Below are 21,722 nucleotides of genomic sequence, written 5' to 3' on the forward strand. Positions count from 1 at the left end.
GGCGGACGCGAATATAGCAGAGTGTTTGGGGACCTGTTCGCCGGCAAGCCGGCTCCTACACGCAGCCCCCCTGCAGGAGCTGGCTTGCCAGCGAACACGGCCAGCGCCCTATCCACGCCGGGCAATCACCGCCTCCATCTGGTCTTCCAGCCCTTGCCCGCTCAGGCACTGGCGCACCTCGTCACACCACTGCGATTGCGGCTCGTTGCCGGCCCAGGCCGGGGTAGCGCTGCGGTATTGCGGCCGGTCATCGAACGCCTGGATCAGCACCCGGTTGAGGTGCTCGGTGCTCAGGGCCGGGTTGCGCGGCACCGCATCGCCGCGCTTGCGCAGTGAATCCATGACCCGCTGCTGATGCTCCAGGCTCGGCGCGAAGTCGCACTCGCGGGTGGCGCTGAGGACGATGAATGATGGCGCGAGGTTTTCCGCGATGGCCGCCTGCAAGCGGTAATGCCCATCGATGACCACATAGGAGGCCAGCCCGCCGACGTACCACAGCAGAATCGGCGGCAGGCTGCCTTCCCGGGCCTTCTTGCGCCACCATTTCAAGCGCCCCGCCTCGGGGTCGACCCGGTGCAGGCCGATGAGCTTGCCGCCGCCGTGCCACCAGTCGATCCACTCCAGGGTCTGGGGTTGCAGGTTGTCGAGAAAATCCTCGCCGTACAGGTGCCAGCTGGGCACGTGGGTCAAAGGATCGATCACCGAGGTGAAGCGCCAGTGGTCCAGGCCGTTCGCGGTGCTGGAGGGCTCCGGCAGCAGGCCCTGGGCCAGCCAGTAACCGGGGGTGAGGAAGTGCCGGGCGCTTTCGCTGAGGCGGCTGACGAAATAGCGGCTCCAGGCCTTGATCCGTAGCTCAGGCGCCAGGGCTGCGTACTGTTGGACTGTGGGTGAATCGATGGGGGCCAGCATTCGGCATTCGGCGCCTTCCGCCAGCGGGTTGCGCACCAGCCAGACGCCGCCGTGATCCCAGGCGAAGGTGGCCCAGAACAATGGCGTGTCGTGGTGCATCAACTTGATCCGGGCATTGGCGCCGGTGCGCAGGTACAGCGGCGGTTTGTCCGTGGCATTTGGCTGCACTTCGACACCCAGACCGCTCCAGTTGCCCATCGTATCTTCGATGTCGTGCCAGTAAAGCGGCTCTGCCATGGTTCCGGTCCTTGAATGAAAACGCCCGGCGCAGGTGCTTGGACCTGGGCCGGGCGCGATCATAACAGAGGGTCCAAGGGCCTATGTACCATCAACCCGACTCCTGTAGGAGCTGGCTTGCCAGCGAAGCCGACACCTTGGTTACAAGCCCTCCAGCTCGGCCATCAGATCACTCAGCCGGTCGACCTTCTCCTCGCTGATTGCATTGGCGCCCAGTCCTTCGATGTACGCGGCCAACTCCTGCACCGTGCTGCATTCGAACATGGCCCGCAGCGGTACGTTGCGTTGCAGGGTTTTCTGTACCCGCGAGGCAATCTGCGTGGCCAGCAGGGAATGCCCGCCCAACTCGAAGAAGTTGTCGCGCACGCCCACCCGTTCGACCTTGAGCACCTCGGCCCAGATGTACGCCAGGGTCTGCTCCAGCTCGCTGCCCGGGGCTTGGTAGTCCTGGCTCTGCAACTGGCCGATCTCCAGGGCCGGCAGGGCCTTGCGATCAAGCTTGCCGTTGGCGTTGAGGGGCAGGCGCGCAAGCCACAGCCAGTGCAGCGGCACCATGTATTCCGGCAGTTCGGCGCGCAAGCGCGGTTTGATCCGCTCCAGGCATTCGCTCGGGCTCAGGCTTGAGTCACTGGCCACCAGGTAGCCCACCAGGTGCTTGCCGTTGGCCCCTTCCTGCACCGCCACGGCGGCGTCGCGGATTTCCGGCTGTTCGTGCAGGCGCGCTTCGATCTCCCCCAGCTCGATGCGGTAGCCGCGGATCTTCACCTGATGGTCGATCCGGCCGACGTATTCCAGTACGCCGTCGCTGCGCCGGCGTGCCAGGTCGCCGGTGCGGTACAGGCGTTCGCCCGCCGCACCGAACGGATGGGGCACGAAGGCCAGCGCGGTGCGCAACGGGTCGCTGACGTAACCGCGGCCAACACCAGTGCCGGCCACGCACAGCTCGCCGACCGCGCCCAGGGGCACCAGCGCCAGGGCATCGTCCATCAGGTACAGCTGGTTATTGTCGGTGGGCGTGCCGATGGGCAGGTAGGCGCCCCGGGTCGAAGCCAGGTCCACCCGGAAGAAGGCCACGTCATCGGAACATTCTGCCGGACCGTAGGCGTTGACCAAACCGATCTGTGGATAACGCAGCAGCCATTGGTGCGCCAGTTCCGGCGGCATGGCCTCGCCGGTGGGCAGCATCCAGCGCAGGCCATCCAGGGCAATGGCGTCCTGGGCGAGCATGCCCTGGATCAGCGACGGCACGCTCTCCAGCACGGTGATGCCCTGCTCCTGGACGTGAGCCAACAGGCCCTGGGGATCGTGGGCGATGGCGTTGGGCACGATGTCGACCCGGGCGCCGAACAGCGGCGCAGCAAGGAACTGCCAAACCGAAATGTCGAAGCTCTGGGACGCGGTCTGGGCGATCACGTCAGCCTCGCTCAAGTGCAGGTACGGCACCTTGCTCAGCTGGTTGTTGAGCATGCCGCGCTGCTCCACCATCACGCCCTTGGGCAGGCCGGTGGAACCGGAGGTGTAGATCACGTAGGCCAGGTTGTCCGGCGCGCTGTAGCGCCCCGGGTTGCTTTCGGCATGCCCGGCGGCTTGCAGCTCTTCCCAGACCAGCAACCGTGGCCGTGCGGCACAGGCGAACTCGTCCAGCAGGGCCTGGGCCTGTTCGCGGCAAGCCGCGGTGCAGACCAGGATCGGCGTGCGGCTGAGCTCGATGATGCGCCCCAGGCGCTGGCTTGGCAGGCCCGGGTCCAGGGGCAGGTAGCCGGCCCCGGCCTTGAAGCTGCCGATGATCATGCCCAAGAGTTCCAGGCCGCGCTCGGCCAGCAAGGCCACTGGCTGATCAAAGCCCACGCCGTTGGCGATCAAGGCATGACCCAAGCGGTTGCTGTAGCGGTTCAACTCGGCATAGCTGTAGCGCTGGTCCAGGCAACTGGCGGCGATGCGCTGCGGATGGGCCGCCACCTGGGCCTCGAACAGCTCCACGTAGCTGCGCTCCAGCGGGTACTCACGCTGGCTCTGGTTGCAGCCGGCCAGCAGGAAATCCTGCTCCTCTTCACCCAGCAGCGGCAGGTCGGCCATGTCGCCATGCAAGCCCTGCATCAGCGCCAGCAGCAGGCGCTTGAACTCGCCGAGCAGGCGCTCGATGGTCGCCTGTTCGAAGTAGCGCTGGTCGTAGGACAGGTGCAGGCCCAGGTCATCCCCCGGGTAGCACACGGCGGTGATCGGGAAGTTGGTGTGGGTACGGCCGGAATCCGAACTGGCGTTCAGGCTCTGGGCGCGGTCCAGCACCGAGACTTCCACCGGGGCGTTTTCGAACACGAACAGGCTGTCGAACAGCGGTTGGCCCTTGGGCAGCTCGCTGCACTCCTGAATCGCCACCAGCGGCAGGTATTCGTATTCACGCAGTTGCATGTTGCGGTCGAGCAGGTCGCCGAGCCACTGGCGCACGCTGCAACGCTGCCCCTCCTCGGGCAGCTTGACCCGCAGCGCGATGCTGTTGATGAACAGGCCGACGGTGCGTTGCATCTCCGGCATGTCCACCGGGCGCCCGGCCACGGTGACCCCGAACAATACGTCGCGATCGCCACTCATGCGCCGCAGCACCAGGGCCCAGGCCGCCTGGGCGAAAGTGTTGACGGTCAGCTGATGCTGCTGCGCCAGCTCGCGCAGTTGCGCGCCGTCCCGGGCATCCAGGCGGGTGTAGCAGTCGCCGACGATCATGCCGCCGCTGTCACCGGCGTGTTCGCGCAGGAACGGCCGGTCGCTAGGGATCGGCGTGGTGCGTTCAAAACCTTCAAGGTTCTGCCGCCACCACTGCCGCGCCTCGGACAGGCTCTGGTGTTGCAGCCAGCCGATGTAATCGCGGTAGCGCGGTGGCACCGCCAGTTGCGCCTCGCGGCCTTCGCCCAGGGCGGTGTAGATCTCGAAGAAGTCGTTCATCAACAGCGAGCGGCACCAGGCATCGATGAGGATGTGGTGGTTGCTCATCATGAACCAGTAGCGCGCGGCGCCGACGCGGATCAGCCGCAGGTGGAACGGCGCCTGGTTGAGCAGATCGAAACCGGCCTCGCGCTCGGCTTTATGCAGGGCCTGGAGCTTGGGTTCCTGCTCGGCCTCGGGCACCGTGCTCCAGTCGAGAAACTCGATCGGGGTGCGGCCCGGTTTGTGGATAACTTGCAGCATGTCTTCGCCGACGTTCCAGCAGAACGACGCGCGCAGCGCTTCGTGGCGCGCCACCACCGCCTGCCAGGCCTGGGCGAAACGCTCCGGGTCCAGCTCGCTGTTGATGCGGTAGCGGTCCTGCATGTAATACAAGCCGGTGCCCGGCTCCAGCAGGGTGTGCAGCAGCATGCCTTCCTGCATCGGGGTCAGCGGGTAGACGTCTTCGATCTGCACAGCCGGCACCGGCAGGCCATCGAGCTGGGCCTGGGTCAGGCGCGCCAGGGGGAAGTCCGACGGCGTCAGGCCACCGGCATCGTCGCGCAGGCAATGGGCAATCAGACTCTGCAGCTCACCCAGGTAGGCGTCCGCCAGTTCGCCGATCAGTTCGGCGGCGAAGCGTTCGCCGCTGTAAGTCCAGCGCAGTACCAGCTCGCCGCCATAGACCTGGCTGTCGATGCTCAGCTCGTTGGGCAACGGTGCTTCAGGTGCATGGGTCGGACCGACGGATTCATCCAGCGGACGCAGCAATGCGTCGGCGCCAAAACTCTGGTCGAACTGCCCCAGGTAGTTGAAGGTCACCGGCGCCAGCGGCAGCGCCGCCAGGGCCTCGCGGCAGGCGTCATCGGCCAGGTAGCGCAGCACGCCGTAACCCAGGCCCTTGTGCGGCACGGCCCGCAGTTGTTCCTTGATGGCCTTGATCGAGGCGCCCTGCCCGGCCGCTTCTTCCACTTGCAACGGGGTCAGGCGCAGCGGATAGGCGCTGGTGAACCAGCCGACGCTGCGGGTCAGGTCGATCTCGTCGAACAGCGCCTCGCGGCCGTGGCCTTCCAGTTGCACCAGGGCCGAAGGCTGCCCGCTCCAGCGGCACAGCACCCGGGCCAGGGCGGTCAGCAGCAGGTCGTTGACCTGGGTACGGTAGGCCGCCGGGGCCTGTTGCAGCAGTTGGCGGGTGCGCTCGGCATCCAGGGTCACGCTGTGGCTGCGGGCCTGCTGATGCTGCTGGCGGCCAGTGGCGTTGAGCCCCGGCAGTTGCGCGGCCGGGCCGGCCAGTTGCCGCTGCCACCAGCCGAGTTCTTCACGCAGGGATTCGCTGCCGGCATAGGCCAGCAGGCGGCTCGACCAGTCCCGCAGGGCACTGGTCTTGGCCGGCAGGCTCAGGCTCTGTCCGGCTTGCAACTGGCGATAAGCGTTCTGCAGATCCTCCAACAGCACGCGCCAGGACACGCCATCCACCACCAAATGGTGGATCGCCAGCAGCAGGCGTTGCTCGCCTTCCGGCCCGTCCACCAACACCGCCCGCAACAGCGGCCCGTGTTCCAGGTCGAGGCTGCGCTGGGCATCGGCGAACAGTGCCTCGCAGGTGGCCATGGACGGCACCCGCACTTGCCACAGCACAGGCGCGTCGGACAGCGGCAGGTACTCGGCGCGCCACTGCCCATCCACCGGTTTGAAACGCAGGCGCAGGGCGTCGTGCTGCTCCAGCACCGCCAGCAGCGCCTGTTCCAGCGTCTGGGCATCGAGCAGGCCCAGTGGCTCCAGCAGCAACGCCTGGTTCCAATGCTGTGGCTGGGGAATGCGGCTGTCGAAGAACCAGTGCTGGATCGGCGTCAGCGGCGCTTCGCCACTGAGCAGACCCTGCTCGGCGCTGATGCGCTGGGTATGGCTGGCGACCCGGGCCAGGGTCTGCACGGTCTGGTGCTGGAACAGGTCGCGCGGGGTGAAGTGCAGCCCCAGCTGGCGGGCGCGGCTGACCACCTGGATCGACAGGATCGAGTCGCCCCCCAGTTCGAAGAAGTTGTCGTTGAGGCCCACGCGCTGCACGTTCAGCACTTCGCCCCAGACCCTGGCCAGGGTCTGCTCCAGATCATTGCTCGGCGCCACGTACTGCTGGCGGTTGAGCTCCGGGTCCGGCATCGGCAGGGCCCGGCGGTCGAGCTTGCCGTTGGCGGTCAGCGGCATGCTGTCGAGCAGGATCAGGTGGGTCGGCACCATGTAGTCCGGCAGCTGGGTTTTCAGCTGCTGCTTGAGGGCTTCACGCAGGTTGGCCTGCTGCGCCTCGTTGTGCTCGGCCACCTCGGTCACCAGATAAGCGGCCAGCTGTTTGCCCGCCGGGGTGTCCAGGGCCAGCACCACCGCTTCACGCACGGCCGGATGATCCAGCAGACGGGTTTCGATCTCTCCCAGCTCGATGCGGAAACCGCGAATCTTCACCTGATGGTCGACCCGGCCGATGTACTCCAGCTGACCGTCGGCGCACTGGCGCACCAGATCGCCGGTGCGGTACAGGCGCCCGCCATCGCCGGAGAACGGATCGGCCACGAAACGCTCGGCGCTCATCCCCGGACGACGGTGATAACCCTGGGCCAGCCCGGCGCCGCCGACATACAGCTCACCGGTCGCCCCTTGGGGCACCAGCGCCAGATCAGCGTCGAGAATGTAAGCCACCCGCGCCCCGACGATGCGGCCGATGGGCACGCTGGCCACGCCTTCGGCCAAGTGCTCCGGCGCCAGGCTGGCCAGGGGCATGACCACGGTTTCGGTGGGGCCGTAGGCGTTGAAGAACAGGCTCGGCTGGAACGCCGCGCGGATGCGTTGCAGGTGTTCGCCGGTCAGGGCCTCGCCGCCAGTGATGCACATGCGCACCGGCAGGGTCTGCTGCTGGGTCGCCAGATGTTGGGCCAACTGGCTGCCGTAGCTCGGGGTGAAGCCGAGGATGCTGATGCGATGCTGGCGAATCAGCTGGCAAATCTCTTCGGCATCCCACTGGCCCTGGGCCCGCAGCACCACCTGGGCGCCGCTGAGCAGCGGCACCAGCAAACGCTCAGTGGCGGCGTCGAAGTTGATGGAATAGAAGTGCAACTCGCAGTCGTCCGGGCGCATGCCGAAACGGCGGATCACCGCCTGGCAGTGCATGGCGATTTCCCCGTGGGACACCACCACGCCCTTGGGCTGGCCGGTGGAGCCGGAGGTGTAGATCAGGTACGCCTGATGCTGGGGCAGGCTGATGAACGGCAGCTCGCTGGCCGGGTAGTCGGCCAGCAACGCGCCGTCCTCCTCCAGGCACCAACGACCAACACTCGCCGGCAACTCACCCAGGGCGGCGAACATACGTGCATCGCTGAGCAGCAGGCCGAGGCCGCTGTCTTCGATCATGTAGTGCAGGCGGTCCAGGGGGTATTCCGGGTCCAGGGGCACGTAGGCGCCACCGGCCTTGAGGATCGCCAGCAGGCCAACAACCATTTCCAGGGAACGCTCCAGGGCCAGGCCGACCCGCACTTGTGGGCCTACGCCACGCTCGCGCAGCATCCAGGCCAGACGGTTGGCGCGGCTGTCCAGTTCGCTGTAGCTCAGGGTCTGTCCGGCGAAGGTCAGGGCCGGGGCGTCGCGACGGGCCAGGGCCTGTTCGCTGAACAGGTGGTGGATGCACTGGTCCAGACGTTGCTCGCCGGGCTCGACGCTCAGGCTGTCCAGCAGCTGTTGCTGTTCCTCGGCGTGCAGCAGCGGCAGTTCGCACAGGCGCCGCTGCGGATCGTCGATCAGGGCCCGCAGCAGGTTGCGCCAATGGGCGGCCATGCGCGCAATGCGCGGTTCATCGAACAGGTCGGTGCTGTAGGTCAGGCAGCAACCCAGGCGCTGATCCAGGTCGGTGACTTCCAGGTTGAGGTCGAACTTGGTGGCCCGGGCATCGTTGACCAGGTAGTCCACGGTCATGCCCGCCAGTTGCCGGCTTTGCTGGAACTCCCAGCGCTGGACGTTGCACATCACCTGGAACAGCGGGTTGTAGGCGGTGCTGCGGGGAGGTTGCAAGGCTTCCACCAGATGGTCGAACGGCAGGTCCTGGTGCGACTGGCCCTCGATCACGGTGTGGCGCACCAGCTCCAGCAACTGGCCGACGCTCATCTGCCCGTCGAGCTGGCAACGCAGCACCTGGGTGTTGAGGAAGGCACCGATCAGCCCTTCGCTTTCCGGGCGGATACGGTTGGCCACCGGCGCGCCGATGCGCAGGTCGGTCTGGCCGCTGTAGCGATAGAGCAGCACCGACAGCGCGGCGGTCATGGTCATGAACAGGGTCAGGCCGTGTTCGGCATTGAAAGCCCGCACCCGAGCCGCCAGCTCGTCGCTCAGGTCGAAGCGGTACAGCTCGCCCTGGTGGCTTTGCACCGCGGGCCGTGGCCGGTCGCTGGGCAGTTCCAGCAGCGGGTGTTCGCGGCCCAGTTGCCCGGTCCAGTAGTCCAGCTGGCGCTGGCGCTCGCCGGATTCCAGCCACTGGCGCTGCCACACGCTGTAGTCCAGGTACTGCACCGGCAAGGGTTCCAGGGGCGATTCGCGGTCGTCGAGGAAGGCTTCGTACAGCGCGCCCAGCTCGCGGGCGAAGATGTCCATGGCCCAGCCTTCGGTGACGATGTGGTGCAGGGTCAGGACGAAGTAGTGCTCCTGCTCGCCGGCCTTGACCAGGCAGGCGCGCAGCAAGGGGCCGGTCTCCAGGTCGAAGGGCTGGTGGGCTTCGCTGTCCGCCAGTTGTTGCAGGCGTTGTTGCCGGGCCTCCGGAGCCAGGGCCGAGAAATCCTTCCAGGCCATGCGCAGGCCGGTGTCGGCATGCACCTGCTGGTGGGCCACGCCATTGACGCTGGGGAAGGTAGTGCGCAGGGTTTCGTGGCGCAGGATCAACGCCTGCAACGCGGCCTCGAAGCGGCCCACGTCCAGCACCCCGGACAGCCGCGCCATGCCGCCGACGTTGTAGGCCGGGCTGTCGGGTTCCATCTGCCAGAGGAACCACATGCGCTGCTGGGAATAGGACAGCGGCACCGGCTGGCTGCGGTCGACCCGGGCAATCGGCGGCTGCTGGTTGCGCGCGCCGGACTGCTGGATCAGCAGCACCTGTTCGGCAAAGTCTCCCAGCTCGCTGGCTTCGAACAGCGCCCGCAGCGGCAACTCGACATCGCAGGCCTGACGGGTACGGGAAATGATCTGGGTGGCCAGCAGCGAATGCCCGCCCAGGGCGAAGAAGTCGTCCTTGAGGCCGATCCGGGGCTGGCCCAGCACGTCGCGCCAGATGGCGGCGATCTGCCGTTCCAGATCGGTGCTCGGTTCGACGTGCTCGCGCACCTGCCATTGCGGTTCCGGCAGGGCCCGGCGATCCAGCTTGCCGCTGGGGCTCAGGGGCATGGCCTCCAGGCGCAGCAGTTGCGCCGGCACCATGTACTCCGGCAGTTCGGCGGCCAGGGCGGTGGTCAGCCGAGCGCGTTGCTCGGTTTCATCTTCGTCGCTGGCAGGGGCGGTGTAGTAGCCGATCAACTGCGGGCCGGCGACGCTGTCGCGCACCAGCACCGCGGCCTGGGCCACGCCGTCCTGGGCCAGCAGCCGCGCTTCGATTTCCTGCGGCTCGACCCGAAAGCCCCGCAGCTTGACCTGCTGATCGAGACGGCCGAGGTATTCCAGCACGCCGTCGGCGCACCAGCGCACGCGGTCACCGGTGCGGTACAGGCGCGCGCCCTCCTCACTCAGGGGGTCGACCACAAAGCGTTCGGCGGTCAGCGCCGGGCGTCCCAGGTAACCCCGGGCCAGGCCCTGGCCGCTGATGCACAGCTCGCCCGGAACCCCGGCCGGCAGCAGGTTGAGCTCGGCATCCAGCACCCGGCACAGCACATTGCCCAGCGGCCGGCCAATGGGCGAGCGCTCGCCGTCATCCACCGAACACTGCCAGTGGGTGACGTTGATCGCGGTTTCGGTCGGGCCGTAACGGTTGTGCAGTTGCGCGTTCGGCAACTGCTGCAGCAGGCGGTTGCGCAGCTCGGCGGACAAGGCTTCGCCACCGGAGAACACCCGGCGCAGGCTGTGGCATTCGGCGCTCAGCGGTTCATCGACAAACAGCTGCAACAGCGGCGGCACGAAGTGCAGCGTGGTCACGCCATACTCCTGAACCAGCTGGGCGATGCGATGCGGGTCGCGGTGCTCGCCGGGGGCGGCAAGCAGCAGGCGGCAACCGCTGATCAGCGGCCAGAAGCACTCCCACACCGACACGTCGAAGCTGATGGGGGCCTTCTGCATCAGCACATCGTCGGCTTGCAGCTGGTAGCTGTCCTGCATCCATTGCAGGCGCTCCATCAAGGCGCGATGGGTGTTGCCCACGCCCTTGGGCTGGCCGGTGGAGCCGGAGGTGTAGATCACATAGGCCAGGTGCTCGCCGTCCAAGTGCAGGCCCGGGGCCTGGCTCGGCCAGCTGTCGAGCTTGAGGCTGTCCATGGCGATGGTGCTGACGCCTGGGGCCTCGGGCATCTGGCCGAGCAAATGGGTTTGGGTCAGGAGCAGTTGCACGCCGCTGTCTTCGAGCATGTAGGCCAGGCGCTCGGCGGGATAATCCGGGTCCAGGGGCACGTAGGCGCCACCGGCCTTGATGATCGCCAACAGGCCGATCAGCAGTTGTGGCGAACGCTCGGCGGCGATGGCCACGCACACGTCCGGGCCGACGCCCTTGTCCCGCAGGTAATGGGCCAGGCGGTTGGCCTGGGCATGGAGTTCGGCAAAGCTCAGATGGCCGCCGTTCCAGATCAGCGCGGTGCGCTCCGGGGTCTGCTGCAGTTGCTCATGCAGGCGTTCCGGCAGCCAGCGTTCAGCGCTCGCGCAAGGCGCCACGCTCCATTGTTGCAGTTGCGCCGCTTCGACCTTACCGAGCAACGGCAAGTCGCCCAGGGCGCTGTCCGGTTGCTGGCAGGCCTGCTCCAGCAGGCTGATGAAGTGCCCGGCCAGACGCTCGATGGTCGCCGCGTCGAACAGCTCGTCAGCGTAGTCGAAGGCCAGGCTCAGGCGGCCGTTGCGGTCTTCCTCGCTGTGCAGTTGCAGGTCGAACTTGGCCTCGCGGCTGTGCCACGGCAGTTCTTCGGCCAGCAGACCGGGCAGACGGCGCAAGGCGCTGAGGTCGCGCTGCTGGTGGTTGAACATGACTTGGAACAGGCCTTGCTCGCGGGCGTCGGGGAAGGCTTCGAGCAACTGTTCGAAGGGCAGGTCCTGATGCGCCTGGGCTTCAAGGGCGATGCGGCGGGTCTGCTGCAGCAGCTCGGCAAAGGTCTGGCGCGCATCCAGCTGGCCGCGCAGTACCTGGGTGTTGATGAAGAAGCCCAGCAGGCCCTGGGTTTCCAGGCGTGGACGGTTGGCGTTGGGCACGCCGATGCGGATGTCGGTCTGCCCGCTGTAGCGGTGCAACAGGGTCTGGAAGGTGGCCAGCAACAGCATGAACGGCGTCACTTGCTGGGCCTGGGCAGTCTGGCGGATCGCCTCACTGAGGGTCACGCTCAAGCGCTGGCTGTGGCGTGCGGCGCTGTGGCGGACCTGGGCCGAACGCGGGTGGTCGGTGGCCAGGCTGAGTACCGGGGCCTCATCGGCCAGTTGCTGCTTCCAGTAGTCCAGCTGACGCTGGCCTTCGCCCTGGGCCAGCCATTGGCGCTGCCAGCTGCCGTAGTCGGCGTACTGCAAGCTCAGGGGCGCCAGCTCCAGGCGCTGGCCCTGGGCCGCAGCGGCGTAGAGCCGGGAGAACTCGTCGATCAGCACAGTCAGCGACCAGCCGTCGGCGATAATGTGGTGCAGGGTCAACAGCAGTTGGTGCTCTTCATCATCCAGGCGGATCAGGGTCGCCCAGTACAACGGGCCCTTTTCCAGGTCGAACTGGGTGCGCGCCTCGTCTTCGCGAATCTGCTGCGCCCGGGCTTCGCGATCGGTTGGCGGCAGGTCGCTGATGTCGATCACCTGCAGATTGAACTCACCGGCCGCGTCCACCTGTTGCAGGGCCTGGCCGTCGCGCTCGAAGAACCGCGTGCGCAGCGCTTCGTGGCGCTGGAGCAGATGCTGGAAGCTGCTGCGCAGGGCGTCTTCGTCCAGTTCGCCACGCAGGCGCAGGCCGCCGGGAATGTTGTAGGCGCTGCTGTGGGGGTCCAGTTGCCAGGTGATCCACAGGCGGTTCTGCGCCAGGGATTGGGGCAGCGGCTGCTGGCGCGACAGGGCCTGGATGCTGCCCTGGGCCACGCCGCCGTCCTGTTGCAGACGTGCCACGGCGGCGGTGAAGGCGCCCAGGGTCGGCGCTTCGAACAACAGGCGCAGGCTCAACTCCAGGCCCAGTTCCTGACCCAGGCGGGCCATGACCTGGGTGGCCGCGATGGAGTTGCCCCCCAGGAGGAAGAAGTGATCGTCGGCGGCCACTGCCGCGCATTGCAGCTGTTCCTGCCAGATTCGCCCGATCAGGTTTTGCAGTTCATCATCAGAACCTTCACCGACGCGGGCGGGTTCGCTGCCGGCCTGCGGGAACAACGCGTAGTAATCCAGGCTGCCATCGGCCAACCGGGTGCGACAGGCGGAGCGCTGCAACTTGCCGCTGGAGGTTTTCGGCAGGGCCCCGGGGTTGAGCAATACCACCACGCTGGGCGCTTCCTGGCAGGCTTCGGCCACGGCCTGGCGGATGGCCTTGATCAGTGCCTCGGGGGGCAGGATCTTCTGCACGCTGCGGCTGATTTCCGCAGCGATGCCGATGCCTTCCTGGCCCTGGTCGCTGACCGCAAACGCCGCCACCCGCCCCTTGCGCACCACTTCCACTTCGCGCTCGATGGTCTTTTCGATGTCCTGGGGATACAGGTTGTGCCCGCGCACGATCAGCAGGTCCTTCAGGCGCCCGGTGATGAACAGCTCGCCGTCGCGCATGAAACCCAGGTCGCCGGTGCGCAGCCAAGTGCGGCCGGCATGCTGGACGAAGGTCTTGGCGCTGGCTTCGGGATTGCGCCAGTAGCCGTGGGCGATGCTCGGCCCGGCGGCCCAGACTTCGCCGATGCGGTTGTCAGGCAGTTCGCTGAGCTGCTGTGGGTCCATCACCAGCACGGCGTGCTCCGGCTGGCTGAAACCGCAGCTCATCATGGCGCTGCCCTGCCCCGGCTCGGCACGGTTCTGCGCCAGGGCCTGGTCGTCCAGGCGCAAGGCCGGGATGCCCTGGCCGCGCACGCCGCCGGCGACGAACAGGGTGGCTTCGGCCAGGCCGTAGGAAGCCAGGAAGTTGTCGCGACAAAAACCGCTGGCGCTGAACTTTTCGGCAAAGCCTTCCAGGGTGTCGAGGCGGATCGGCTCGGAACCGGAATAGGCCACGCGCCAGCGGCTGAGGTCGAGGCGCTCCAGGGCCGATTCGCTGATCCGCTCGCTGCACAGGCGGTAGGCGAAATCCGGGCCGCCGCTGATGGTGCCGCCGTATTCGCTGATCGCTTCCAGCCAGCGCACGGGGCGGGCCAGGAAGTAGGCCGGCGACATCAGCACGCAGGGCACGCCGCTGAAGATCGGCTGCAGCAGGCCGCCGATCAGGCCCATGTCGTGGTACAGCGGCAGCCAGCTGACGATCACATCGTCCGGGTTGAGGTCGATGCCGAAGCCGCGGCGGATCAACAGCTCGTTGGCCACCAGGTTGCCGTGGCTGACCTGCACGCCCTTGGGCAGCGCGGTGGAACCGGAGGTGTATTGCAGGAAGGCGATGTCGTGGTCCTCAAGCTCAACGGCCTGCCAGTCTTCGGCCAGCCCGGCGTCCAGGGTGTCCACGCACAGCAGTTGCGGCGCGCCGGTGGCCTTGAGTTCGTCCATCTGCAACAGCGAATCGCGCAGCCCGGCGCTGGTCAGCAGCAGCCGCGGCTCGGCGTCGGCGAGGATCGAGATCAGGCGCTCCTGGTGATGACGACGGGTCGATTCCGGCGGGTAGGCCGGCACCGCGATCACCCCGGCATACAGGCAACCGAAAAATGCCGCGACGTAGTCCGGACCACTGGGGAATAGCAGGACCGCCCGATCCCCCTGCCGGGCATTGGCTTGCAGGGCGGCCGCAATGGTCCGCGCGCGAAGGTCCAGATCCCGATAACTGAGGACCACGCTCTGTGCCTGCTCTTCGGCGAGGAAACGCAACGCCACTTGATCAGGTGCCAGGACTGCCCGGCGTTGAAGGGCTTGGGCCAGGGTACTGGGGAGTTCGAACGCGTCCGTCATGGGGTTTCCTGCCAGGATTATGCTTGCAATGGAGATCGGGCCCTGCTCTGCCATAACCTAAAAAAACTATCTATAAATCAAATAGTTATAAGTAAATCATGGGCATCCGGAAGGCGCCGTGGCCGGGCTTGCTGCCCGGAATCTTTCTCCAATGAGAACGGATGACGTCTTGAAATAATTAGTCCGCATGCTGCCCTTCAAGGCCCTGATCCACCCCATGAACGAGCAGCCGTTCTCAATCTTCACCGGCAGAGAGCATTAGTTCTTTTTCTCAATTGACAATCATTATCATTCAGCCTAATTTGTCGCTCGATGTGTAGGACAGGTCGGATTTTTCTGACGTCCCACTTACCTCTTTGCAACAAGGTGATTTCCATGACGGAACAAGTATCCACAAGCAGGTGCGATTCACCGTTACTCCAGGCTTTTGTCGACAACCGTCTGATCCTGGTCAAGATCGCAGCCCGTATTACCGGCTGCCGATCCCGGGCTGAAGATGTGGTCCAGGATGCCTTTTTCCGCCTGCAGTCGGCGCCGCAAATCACCTCCTCGTTCAAGGCCCAGCTCAGCTACCTGTTCCAGATCGTGCGCAACCTGGCCATCGATCACTACCGCAAGCAGGCCTTGGAGCAGAAGTATTCAGGCACTGAAGAGGAAGGCTTGAATGTGGTCATTCATGGCGCCTCACCTGAAACCTCCCACATGAACTTTTCCACCCTGGAAAACATCGCCGAAGCCCTGACCGAACTGCCCAGCCGCACGCGCTACGCCTTCGAGATGTACCGCCTGCATGGCGTTCCGCAAAAGGACATCGCCAAGGAGCTGGGTGTCTCGCCGACCCTGGTGAACTTCATGATTCGCGATGCCCTGGTGCATTGCCGCAAAGTCTCGGGCAACCGACCCGACACCTTCGCCCGCCGCTGACCTGCGACCGGCACCCTGCAGCACCTGGCTTGAACCGTGTTCACACCTCAAGCAGGCCACTCTGGCCAAGCACCAGCAATGCCGCACGTTTGTGCAACAGATCGAACTCCTGCTGGCAGTACCGACAACGGTTATGCCCGGCACAGGCGGGGGCGTGGGCGAATGCCGGGGGCGCTTGCGTACCCGGCGGGTCCAGGTACAGCGCGTGCACCTGCGCCGACAGCCAGAATGCCAGCCGGTCCTGCCGGGCCACTTCGACGGACTGGGCATCGATGGGCGCCGCCCCTCGGGCACAGATCCATTCGAACAGCCGCTGCCGGCCGGCAACTTCGTCGATCACTGGCGCCCTGCCGGCGGACACAGCCTCGACACTCAGCGGATTCACAAGGGACATGGCAAGGCTCACCGTCATTGGGCATTCAACCAAGTGACGTGGGCCGCGAGGAGAAATTTAGGCGCACTCGCCGCAGAAGCGGGAAAACCCGGGCCTCAGGCGTGGGGCACGGGCATCACGACGATGCGGTAGGGATCGAAGATTTTGCGCATCTGGCCGTTGTCCCGCAGTTTTTGCAGGAACCCGGCAAAGTCTTCGGCGCTGATGGGCGCCTTGGGCCGGATCAGGGTGTAGTGGTGGTAGACCTGATCGATGCGCTGGGACACCAGCAATTGGCCACTGCTCTGGGCATTGCGGGCCAGGAAGTCGCTGAGGTAGGAACGGGTCACCAGGGCAATGTCCGCCCTGCCCCGCAGCACCATCAGCAGGTTGCTGTCATGGGAGTAGGTAAGCGTGGCGTTGTAGCTGTCGGCCAGGTACTTGGGGTCGGCATTGAACTGGGCGAAGGCGTAGTGATAGCCGCTGAACAGTGCCAGGCGCTTGCCCTTGAGCTCGGCAAAATACTCCTGGCCGCGGCCGGGCTCGCGCTGGGCAACGAAAATCTCCGCATCTTCCAGGCCCATGTCGACACTGGTATGGGCAATGCTCTGCCAGCCCCAGGCCGGATTCTCGAAGATCGCCAGGTCCACCCTACCTTGTTCGAAGTCTCGGAAGCGCCGGGGAATCGACGTGGGAACCAGGACGAACTGGTAGTCGTTCTGGGACTGGTTGAGCGCTTCCACCAATTGCGGCAGCAAACCGGTATCGGCACCGGTTTCAGGACGGACGGTATAGGGCGGAAAATGCGCCGCCGCGACCCGCACCAGCTGCGCCGAGAAGGCCGGACAGACCCAAAGTGTTGCCAGCGCCAGCAAGAGCATTCGCAAGGCTGACCGCAGCGGCAAGGACATCAAGGCAACACACCTCGGAGAAAAGAAAAGGAATGCCGTAAAGCTAGGCGTTTTCAGGCGCTTCGACAATCTCGCGGCAGAGAATAAATCAGCGCCTCAATGATCCTTGAGCACCAACAGCAAGGCTTCCTGGGCCAATTGCTCCAGCGTCATGCTGCCCTGGGCGCGAAACCAGGTAGTGGTCCAGGACAAGGCGCCGGTGAGGAAGCGCCGGGTAATGAACACATCGCCCTTGATGAATCCGGCGTCCTTGGCCTCGCCCAGCACCTGCAGCCAGATCTGTTCGTAGATGTCCCGCAATGCCAGGACCGCGGCCTGGCCTTCCGGGGACAGCGAACGCCACTCATAGACCAGCACCGCCATGGCTTCGCCGCTGCCGCCCATGATCGATTGCAGTTCGCAGCGGATCAGCGCCAGCACCCGCTCGCGCACGCTGCCGGCCTCGGCCAGTTCGGCGCGCATCAAGGCGGTGTTGTAGTGGATGGTTTCCTGCATCACCGCGCGCAGGATGTCGTCCTTGCTCTTGAAGTGATGGAAGATGCTGCCGGATTGAATACCCACCGCGCCGGCCAGATCGCGCACCGTGGTGCGTTCGTAACCCTTGTTGCGAAACAGGTGCGCGGCAGTCTGCAACAGCTTGCCCCGGGCGCTCTCGGGATCGGTCACTTGTCCGCTGGCGATCAGCTCGCGCACTACCTGCAAGGCTTTTTGCTCATCCACCGGTGTTCTCCTACCGTCACTTCGTCAAAAGCTCAGCCGGAAACCGGCTGTAGCGCGCGCAATTTAAGCCCCTCACTGCTACCAAGCAAGCGCTTGGGTCGAAGAATCCACTCGCCCATTTACAAACCAAGCGCTTGCTTGGTAGCCTCCTCGCAGTTCTTTTCTCGAGAGCCCTGCCATGACCAAGACCGTACGAATCGGCTGCGCCAGCGCCTTCTGGGGCGATACCAGCAGCGCCGCCGCGCAACTGGTGGAAGGTGGACGCCTGGATTACCTGGTGTTCGATTACCTGGCGGAGATCACCCTGTCGATCATGGCCGGGGCCCGCATGAAAGACCCGGACACGGGTTACGCCACGGATTTTGTCGAGGTGCTCAAGCCGCTGCTGGCGTCGATCCACGAACAGCAGATCCGCGTGATCAGCAATGCCGGCGGGGTCAATCCCCACGCCTGCGCCAGTGCCTTGCGCAGCGCCTGCGAGCAGGCCGGGGTGCCACTGAAGATCGCCGTGCTGCTGGGGGACGACCTGCAACCGCAGTTCAAGCAACTGGCCGGCGCCGCAATCAAGGAAATGTTCAGTGACGCCCCCTTGCCACCGATGTGCGTCTCCACCAATGCCTACCTCGGCGCCCCGGGCATCGTCGAGGCCCTGCGCCTGGGAGCGGATATCGTGATCACCGGTCGCGGCGTCGACAGCGCGGTGGTCAGCGGCGCCCTGGTCCACGAATTCGCCTGGTCCTGGCGGGACTACGACCGCCTGGCCCAGGCGGCCCTCGCCGGACACATCATCGAGTGTGGCGCCCAGTGCAGTGGCGGCAACTTCACCGATTGGCGCGAGGTGCCGGACTACGAGCACATCGGCTTTCCCATCGTCGAGGTCGACGCCGACGGCGGGTTCGTGGTCAGCAAGGCTCCGGGTACCGGTGGGCTCATCAGTCCGCTGACGGTCGGTGAGCAGTTGCTGTACGAAATAGGCAATCCACGGGCTTATCTGCTTCCCGATGTGGTGTGCGATTTCTCCCAGGTGCAGGTGCAGCAGTCGGCACCGAATGAAGTCCGGGTCCAGGGCGCCAAGGGTCTGCCCCCAAGCCACCAGTACAAGGTCAGCGCCACCTACCCGGACGGCTTCCGTTGCACCGCCAGTTGCCTGATGGCCGGGATCGACGCGGTGGCCAAGGCACGCCGGGTCAGCCAGGCGATCATCGACAAGACCCGCGAAATGTTCAGCCAGCGCGGCTGGCCGGACTACAGCGAAGTCAACATTGAACTGTTGGGCAGCGAAGCCACCTACGGCCCCCATGGCCGTCGCCAGGACAGCCGCGAAGTGGTGATCAAGCTGGCGGTGCGCCATCCGCACAAGGCGGCGCTGGTGCTGTTCTCCAGGGAGATTGCCCAGGCCGCCACCGGCATGGCTCCAGGGCTGACCGGCATCGTCGGTGGACGACCCACGGTGTATCCAGTGATCCGGCTGTTTTCTTTCCTGCTGGACAAGGACGCCTGCCACCTGGAAATCGACCTCGCCGGCCAGCGTCATCCCTGCGCCCTGCCCGAAGTCGACCGCCTGGACGCCAGCGCCCTGCCCGCCCCGCATTCACTGCCCAAGCCCCAAGGTCGTCCCGATGCCAGCGTGCCCCTGGTCAAGTTGGCGGTGGCGCGCTCGGGCGACAAGGGCAACCACAGCAACATCGGTGTGCTGGCGCGCCATCCCGACTACCTGCCATGGATCGCCGAAGCCCTGACCCCCGAAGTGCTGGTGGACTGGATGGGGCATGTGCTGGACCCGGTCCACGGCCGGGTCCAGCGCTGGTACCTGCCGGGCATTCATGGCCTCAACTTCCTGCTGGAAAACGCCCTGGGCGGCGGCGGTGTCGCCAGCCTGCGCATCGACCCGCAAGGCAAGGCCTTCGCCCAGCAGTTGCTGGAAATCCAGATCCCGGTGCCGCAGAGCATTGCCGATGCCGTCAATTAAAGGAGCTGCCGTGGTGTACGACTCGATTTTCAAAGCGCAACTGTTTACCGGCCAGACCATCATCGTCACCGGCGGTGGCAGCGGCATTGGTCGTTGCACCGCCCATGAGCTGGCGGCCCTGGGGGCCCAGGTGCTGCTGGTGGGGCGCAAGGCGGAAAAACTGCAGAAGGTTGCCGGGGAGATTGCCGAGGACGGCGGCCAGGCCCACTGGCAGGCCTGCGACATTCGCGACGAGGAAGCGGTCAAGGCCCTGGTAGGGCAGTTGGTCGAGCGCTTTGGTCCGATCCATGGCCTGGTGAACAATGCCGGTGGCCAATATCCGGCGCCCCTGGCTTCGATCAACCAGAAAGGTTTCGAAACCGTGCTGCGCACCAATCTGGTGGGCGGCTTCCTGATGGCCCGGGAAGTCTTCAACCAATCCATGAGCCGCCACGGCGGCAGCATCGTCAACATGCTCGCCGACATGTGGGGCGGCATGCCCGGCATGGGCCACTCAGGCGCGGCCCGCTCGGGGATGGACAACTTCACCAAGACCGCTGCCTACGAATGGGGCCACGCCGGGGTCCGGGTCAACGCCGTGGCCCCGGGCTGGATCGCCTCCAGTGGCATGGACACCTACGAAGGCGCGTTCAAGGCAATCATTCCCACCCTGCGCGAGCACGTGCCGCTCAAACGCATCGGTACGGAATCGGAAGTCAGCGCGGCCATCGTCTTTCTGCTCAGCCCCGGTGCGGCCTTCGTCAGCGGCAGCACCTTGCGCATCGACGGCGCCGCCAGCCTCGGCAGCCGCGCCTGGCCGTTGGCCAAGGCGCGCAACAGTGAGTCGTACAACGGTTTTCATCGGGCCTACCTGCCCGATGTGCTCAAAGGCGAGGACTGAGCCATGCCGGTGATCCAATCCCAGCTCGATCCCCACAGCCCGCAGTTCGCGCAGAACCGCGAGGCGATGCTGGCGGGCCTGCAACAGTTGCAGACCCTGCAGCAAAACCTGCTGAACAAGGCGGCCGAGGCCAAGGCCAAATTCGACAAGCGCGGCCAGTTGCTGCCCCGGGAACGCCTCAACCTGCTGCTGGACCCCGGCGCGCCCTTTCTTGAACTGGCCAGCCTCGCCGGCTACAAGCTGCACGACGACAAGGACGGCAGCCAGGCCGGCGGCGGCCTGATCGCCGGCATCGGCTACGTGTGCGGGGTGCGCATGCTGGTAGTGGCCAACAACAGTGCGATCAAGGGCGGGACCATTTCCCCCAGTGGCCTGAAGAAGTCCCTGCGCCTGCAACAGATCGCCATGGAGAACAAGCTGCCGGTGGTAACCCTGGCGGAAAGCGGGGGCGCCAACCTCAACTACGCGGCGGAGATCTTCGTCGAGGGCGCGCGCAGTTTCGCCAATCAGGCGCGGATGTCGGCCATGGGCCTGCCCCAGATCACCGTGGTCCACGGCTCGGCCACCGCCGGTGGCGCCTACCAGCCCGGGCTCTCGGATTACGTGGTGGTGGTACGCGGCAAGGCCAAGCTGTTTCTCGCCGGGCCACCACTGCTCAAGGCCGCCACCGGCGAGGTGGCCACCGATGAACAACTGGGGGGCGCCGAGATGCATGCCCAGGTCGCCGGTACCGCCGAGTACCTGGCGCAGAACGACGCCGACGGCATCCGCATCGTCCGCGAAATCGTCAGCCTGTTGCCGTGGAATGCTCAACTGCCGGTACAGCCCGCCAGAACCTGGAGCGAGCCGCTGTATCCCATCGACGAACTGCTCGGACTGATTCCCTTTGATCCGAAAAAGCCCTATGACGCCCGGGAAATCATCGCCCGCCTGGCGGACGGCTCGCAGTTCCTGGAGTTCAAGGGCGAGTTCGATGCCCAGACCCTGTGCGGCCACCTGCAGATCCAGGGCCGGCCCTGCGGTTTTATCGGCAACAACGGCCCGATCACGCCCCAGGGCGCGAGCAAGGCGGCGCAGTTTATCCAGCTCTGCGACCAGAGCCGCACCCCGCTGCTGTTTTTCCACAACACCACCGGCTTCATGGTGGGCACCGAGTCGGAACAGCAAGGGGTGATCAAGCATGGGGCGAAGATGATCCAGGCGGTGGCCAATGCCCGGGTGCCGAAGCTGACCATCGTCGTCGGCGGCTCCTACGGCGCCGGCAACTATGCGATGTGTGGCCGTGGCCTGGACCCGCGTTTCATCTTCGCCTGGCCCAACAGCCGTACCGCGGTGATGGGCGGCGCCCAGGCCGGCAAGGTGCTGCGCATCGTCACCGAGGCCAAGCATGCGAAGAACGGCCAGGAAGCCGACCCGAAGATGCTCGACATGCTGGAGCAGGTCACCGCGCAGAAGCTCGACAGCCAGTCCACGGCCTTGTACGGCAGCGCCAACCTGTGGGACGACGGCCTGATCGACCCCCGGGATACCCGCACGCTGCTGGGCTATCTGCTGGACATCTGCCATGAGGCCGAGGCCCGGGTCTTGCAGCCCAACAGTTTCGGTGTGGCACGGTTTTGATAGGGCATTTCGCGGTCTGAC

9 protein-coding genes are annotated in these 21,722 nt (G+C 65.8%); 4 read left to right on the forward strand and 5 right to left on the reverse strand.

Annotated elements, in window-relative coordinates; all coding sequences use genetic code 11:
* Positions 1-108: 108 nt before the first annotated feature.
* Together ACMGF8_RS26340 and ACMGF8_RS26345 are read right to left on the reverse strand one after the other, a co-directional pair.
* A complete protein-coding gene (locus ACMGF8_RS26340) occupies positions 109-1,146 on the reverse strand; it encodes a ParB/Srx family N-terminal domain-containing protein (protein WP_250329408.1) in 1,038 nt (345 codons plus the stop codon).
* 141 nt (positions 1,147-1,287) lie between these two features.
* Positions 1,288-14,304: a non-ribosomal peptide synthetase gene (locus ACMGF8_RS26345; protein WP_416757773.1), complete on the reverse strand. Its 13,017-nt coding sequence runs from the start codon at positions 14,302-14,304 to the stop codon at positions 1,288-1,290.
* A 375-nt stretch (positions 14,305-14,679) separates the two neighbouring features.
* Here ACMGF8_RS26345 and ACMGF8_RS26350 point away from each other — a divergent pair, with 375 nt between their 5' ends.
* Positions 14,680-15,228: an RNA polymerase factor sigma-70 gene (locus ACMGF8_RS26350; protein WP_011062465.1), complete on the forward strand. Its 549-nt coding sequence runs from the start codon at positions 14,680-14,682 to the stop codon at positions 15,226-15,228.
* A gap of 40 nt (positions 15,229-15,268) precedes the next feature.
* Here the strand turns inward: ACMGF8_RS26350 and ACMGF8_RS26355 are convergent, their stop codons facing one another.
* From ACMGF8_RS26355 to ACMGF8_RS26365, 3 genes are all read right to left on the reverse strand, one after another.
* Positions 15,269-15,622, reverse strand: coding sequence for a pyoverdine biosynthesis protein (locus tag ACMGF8_RS26355; RefSeq protein ID WP_102861009.1), 354 nt, complete (start codon positions 15,620-15,622; stop codon positions 15,269-15,271).
* A gap of 95 nt (positions 15,623-15,717) precedes the next feature.
* On the reverse strand, positions 15,718-16,512 hold the full coding sequence (locus ACMGF8_RS26360; RefSeq protein WP_305948734.1) for a substrate-binding periplasmic protein: 795 nt from the start codon (positions 16,510-16,512) through the stop codon (positions 15,718-15,720).
* A gap of 96 nt (positions 16,513-16,608) precedes the next feature.
* Positions 16,609-17,232: a TetR/AcrR family transcriptional regulator gene (locus ACMGF8_RS26365; protein WP_102880406.1), complete on the reverse strand. Its 624-nt coding sequence runs from the start codon at positions 17,230-17,232 to the stop codon at positions 16,609-16,611.
* A 178-nt stretch (positions 17,233-17,410) separates the two neighbouring features.
* On the opposite strand from ACMGF8_RS26365, the gene ACMGF8_RS26370 reads away from it, so the two are divergent.
* Genes ACMGF8_RS26370 through atuC form a run of 3 tightly spaced genes read left to right on the forward strand, consistent with a single transcriptional unit; the run spans position 17,411 to position 21,701 of the window.
* Positions 17,411-19,201 carry an acyclic terpene utilization AtuA family protein gene (locus ACMGF8_RS26370; RefSeq protein ID WP_305948733.1) on the forward strand — a complete coding sequence of 597 codons (1,791 nt, stop codon included), beginning with the start codon at positions 17,411-17,413 and terminating at the stop codon, positions 19,199-19,201.
* A gap of 10 nt (positions 19,202-19,211) precedes the next feature.
* Positions 19,212-20,081, forward strand: coding sequence for an SDR family oxidoreductase (locus ACMGF8_RS26375; protein ID WP_102860945.1), 870 nt, complete (start codon positions 19,212-19,214; stop codon positions 20,079-20,081).
* A 3-nt stretch (positions 20,082-20,084) separates the two neighbouring features.
* Entirely contained in the window at positions 20,085-21,701 is a 1,617-nt protein-coding gene (atuC, locus tag ACMGF8_RS26380; protein ID WP_305948732.1) for a geranyl-CoA carboxylase subunit beta, read from the forward strand.
* The last annotated feature ends 21 nt before the right edge of the window (positions 21,702-21,722 follow it).

The sequence above is a fragment of the Pseudomonas sp. BNK-7 genome (genome assembly GCF_048072025.1).
In the GTDB taxonomy this organism is placed as follows: Bacteria; Pseudomonadota; Gammaproteobacteria; order Pseudomonadales; family Pseudomonadaceae; genus Aquipseudomonas; species Aquipseudomonas danubii.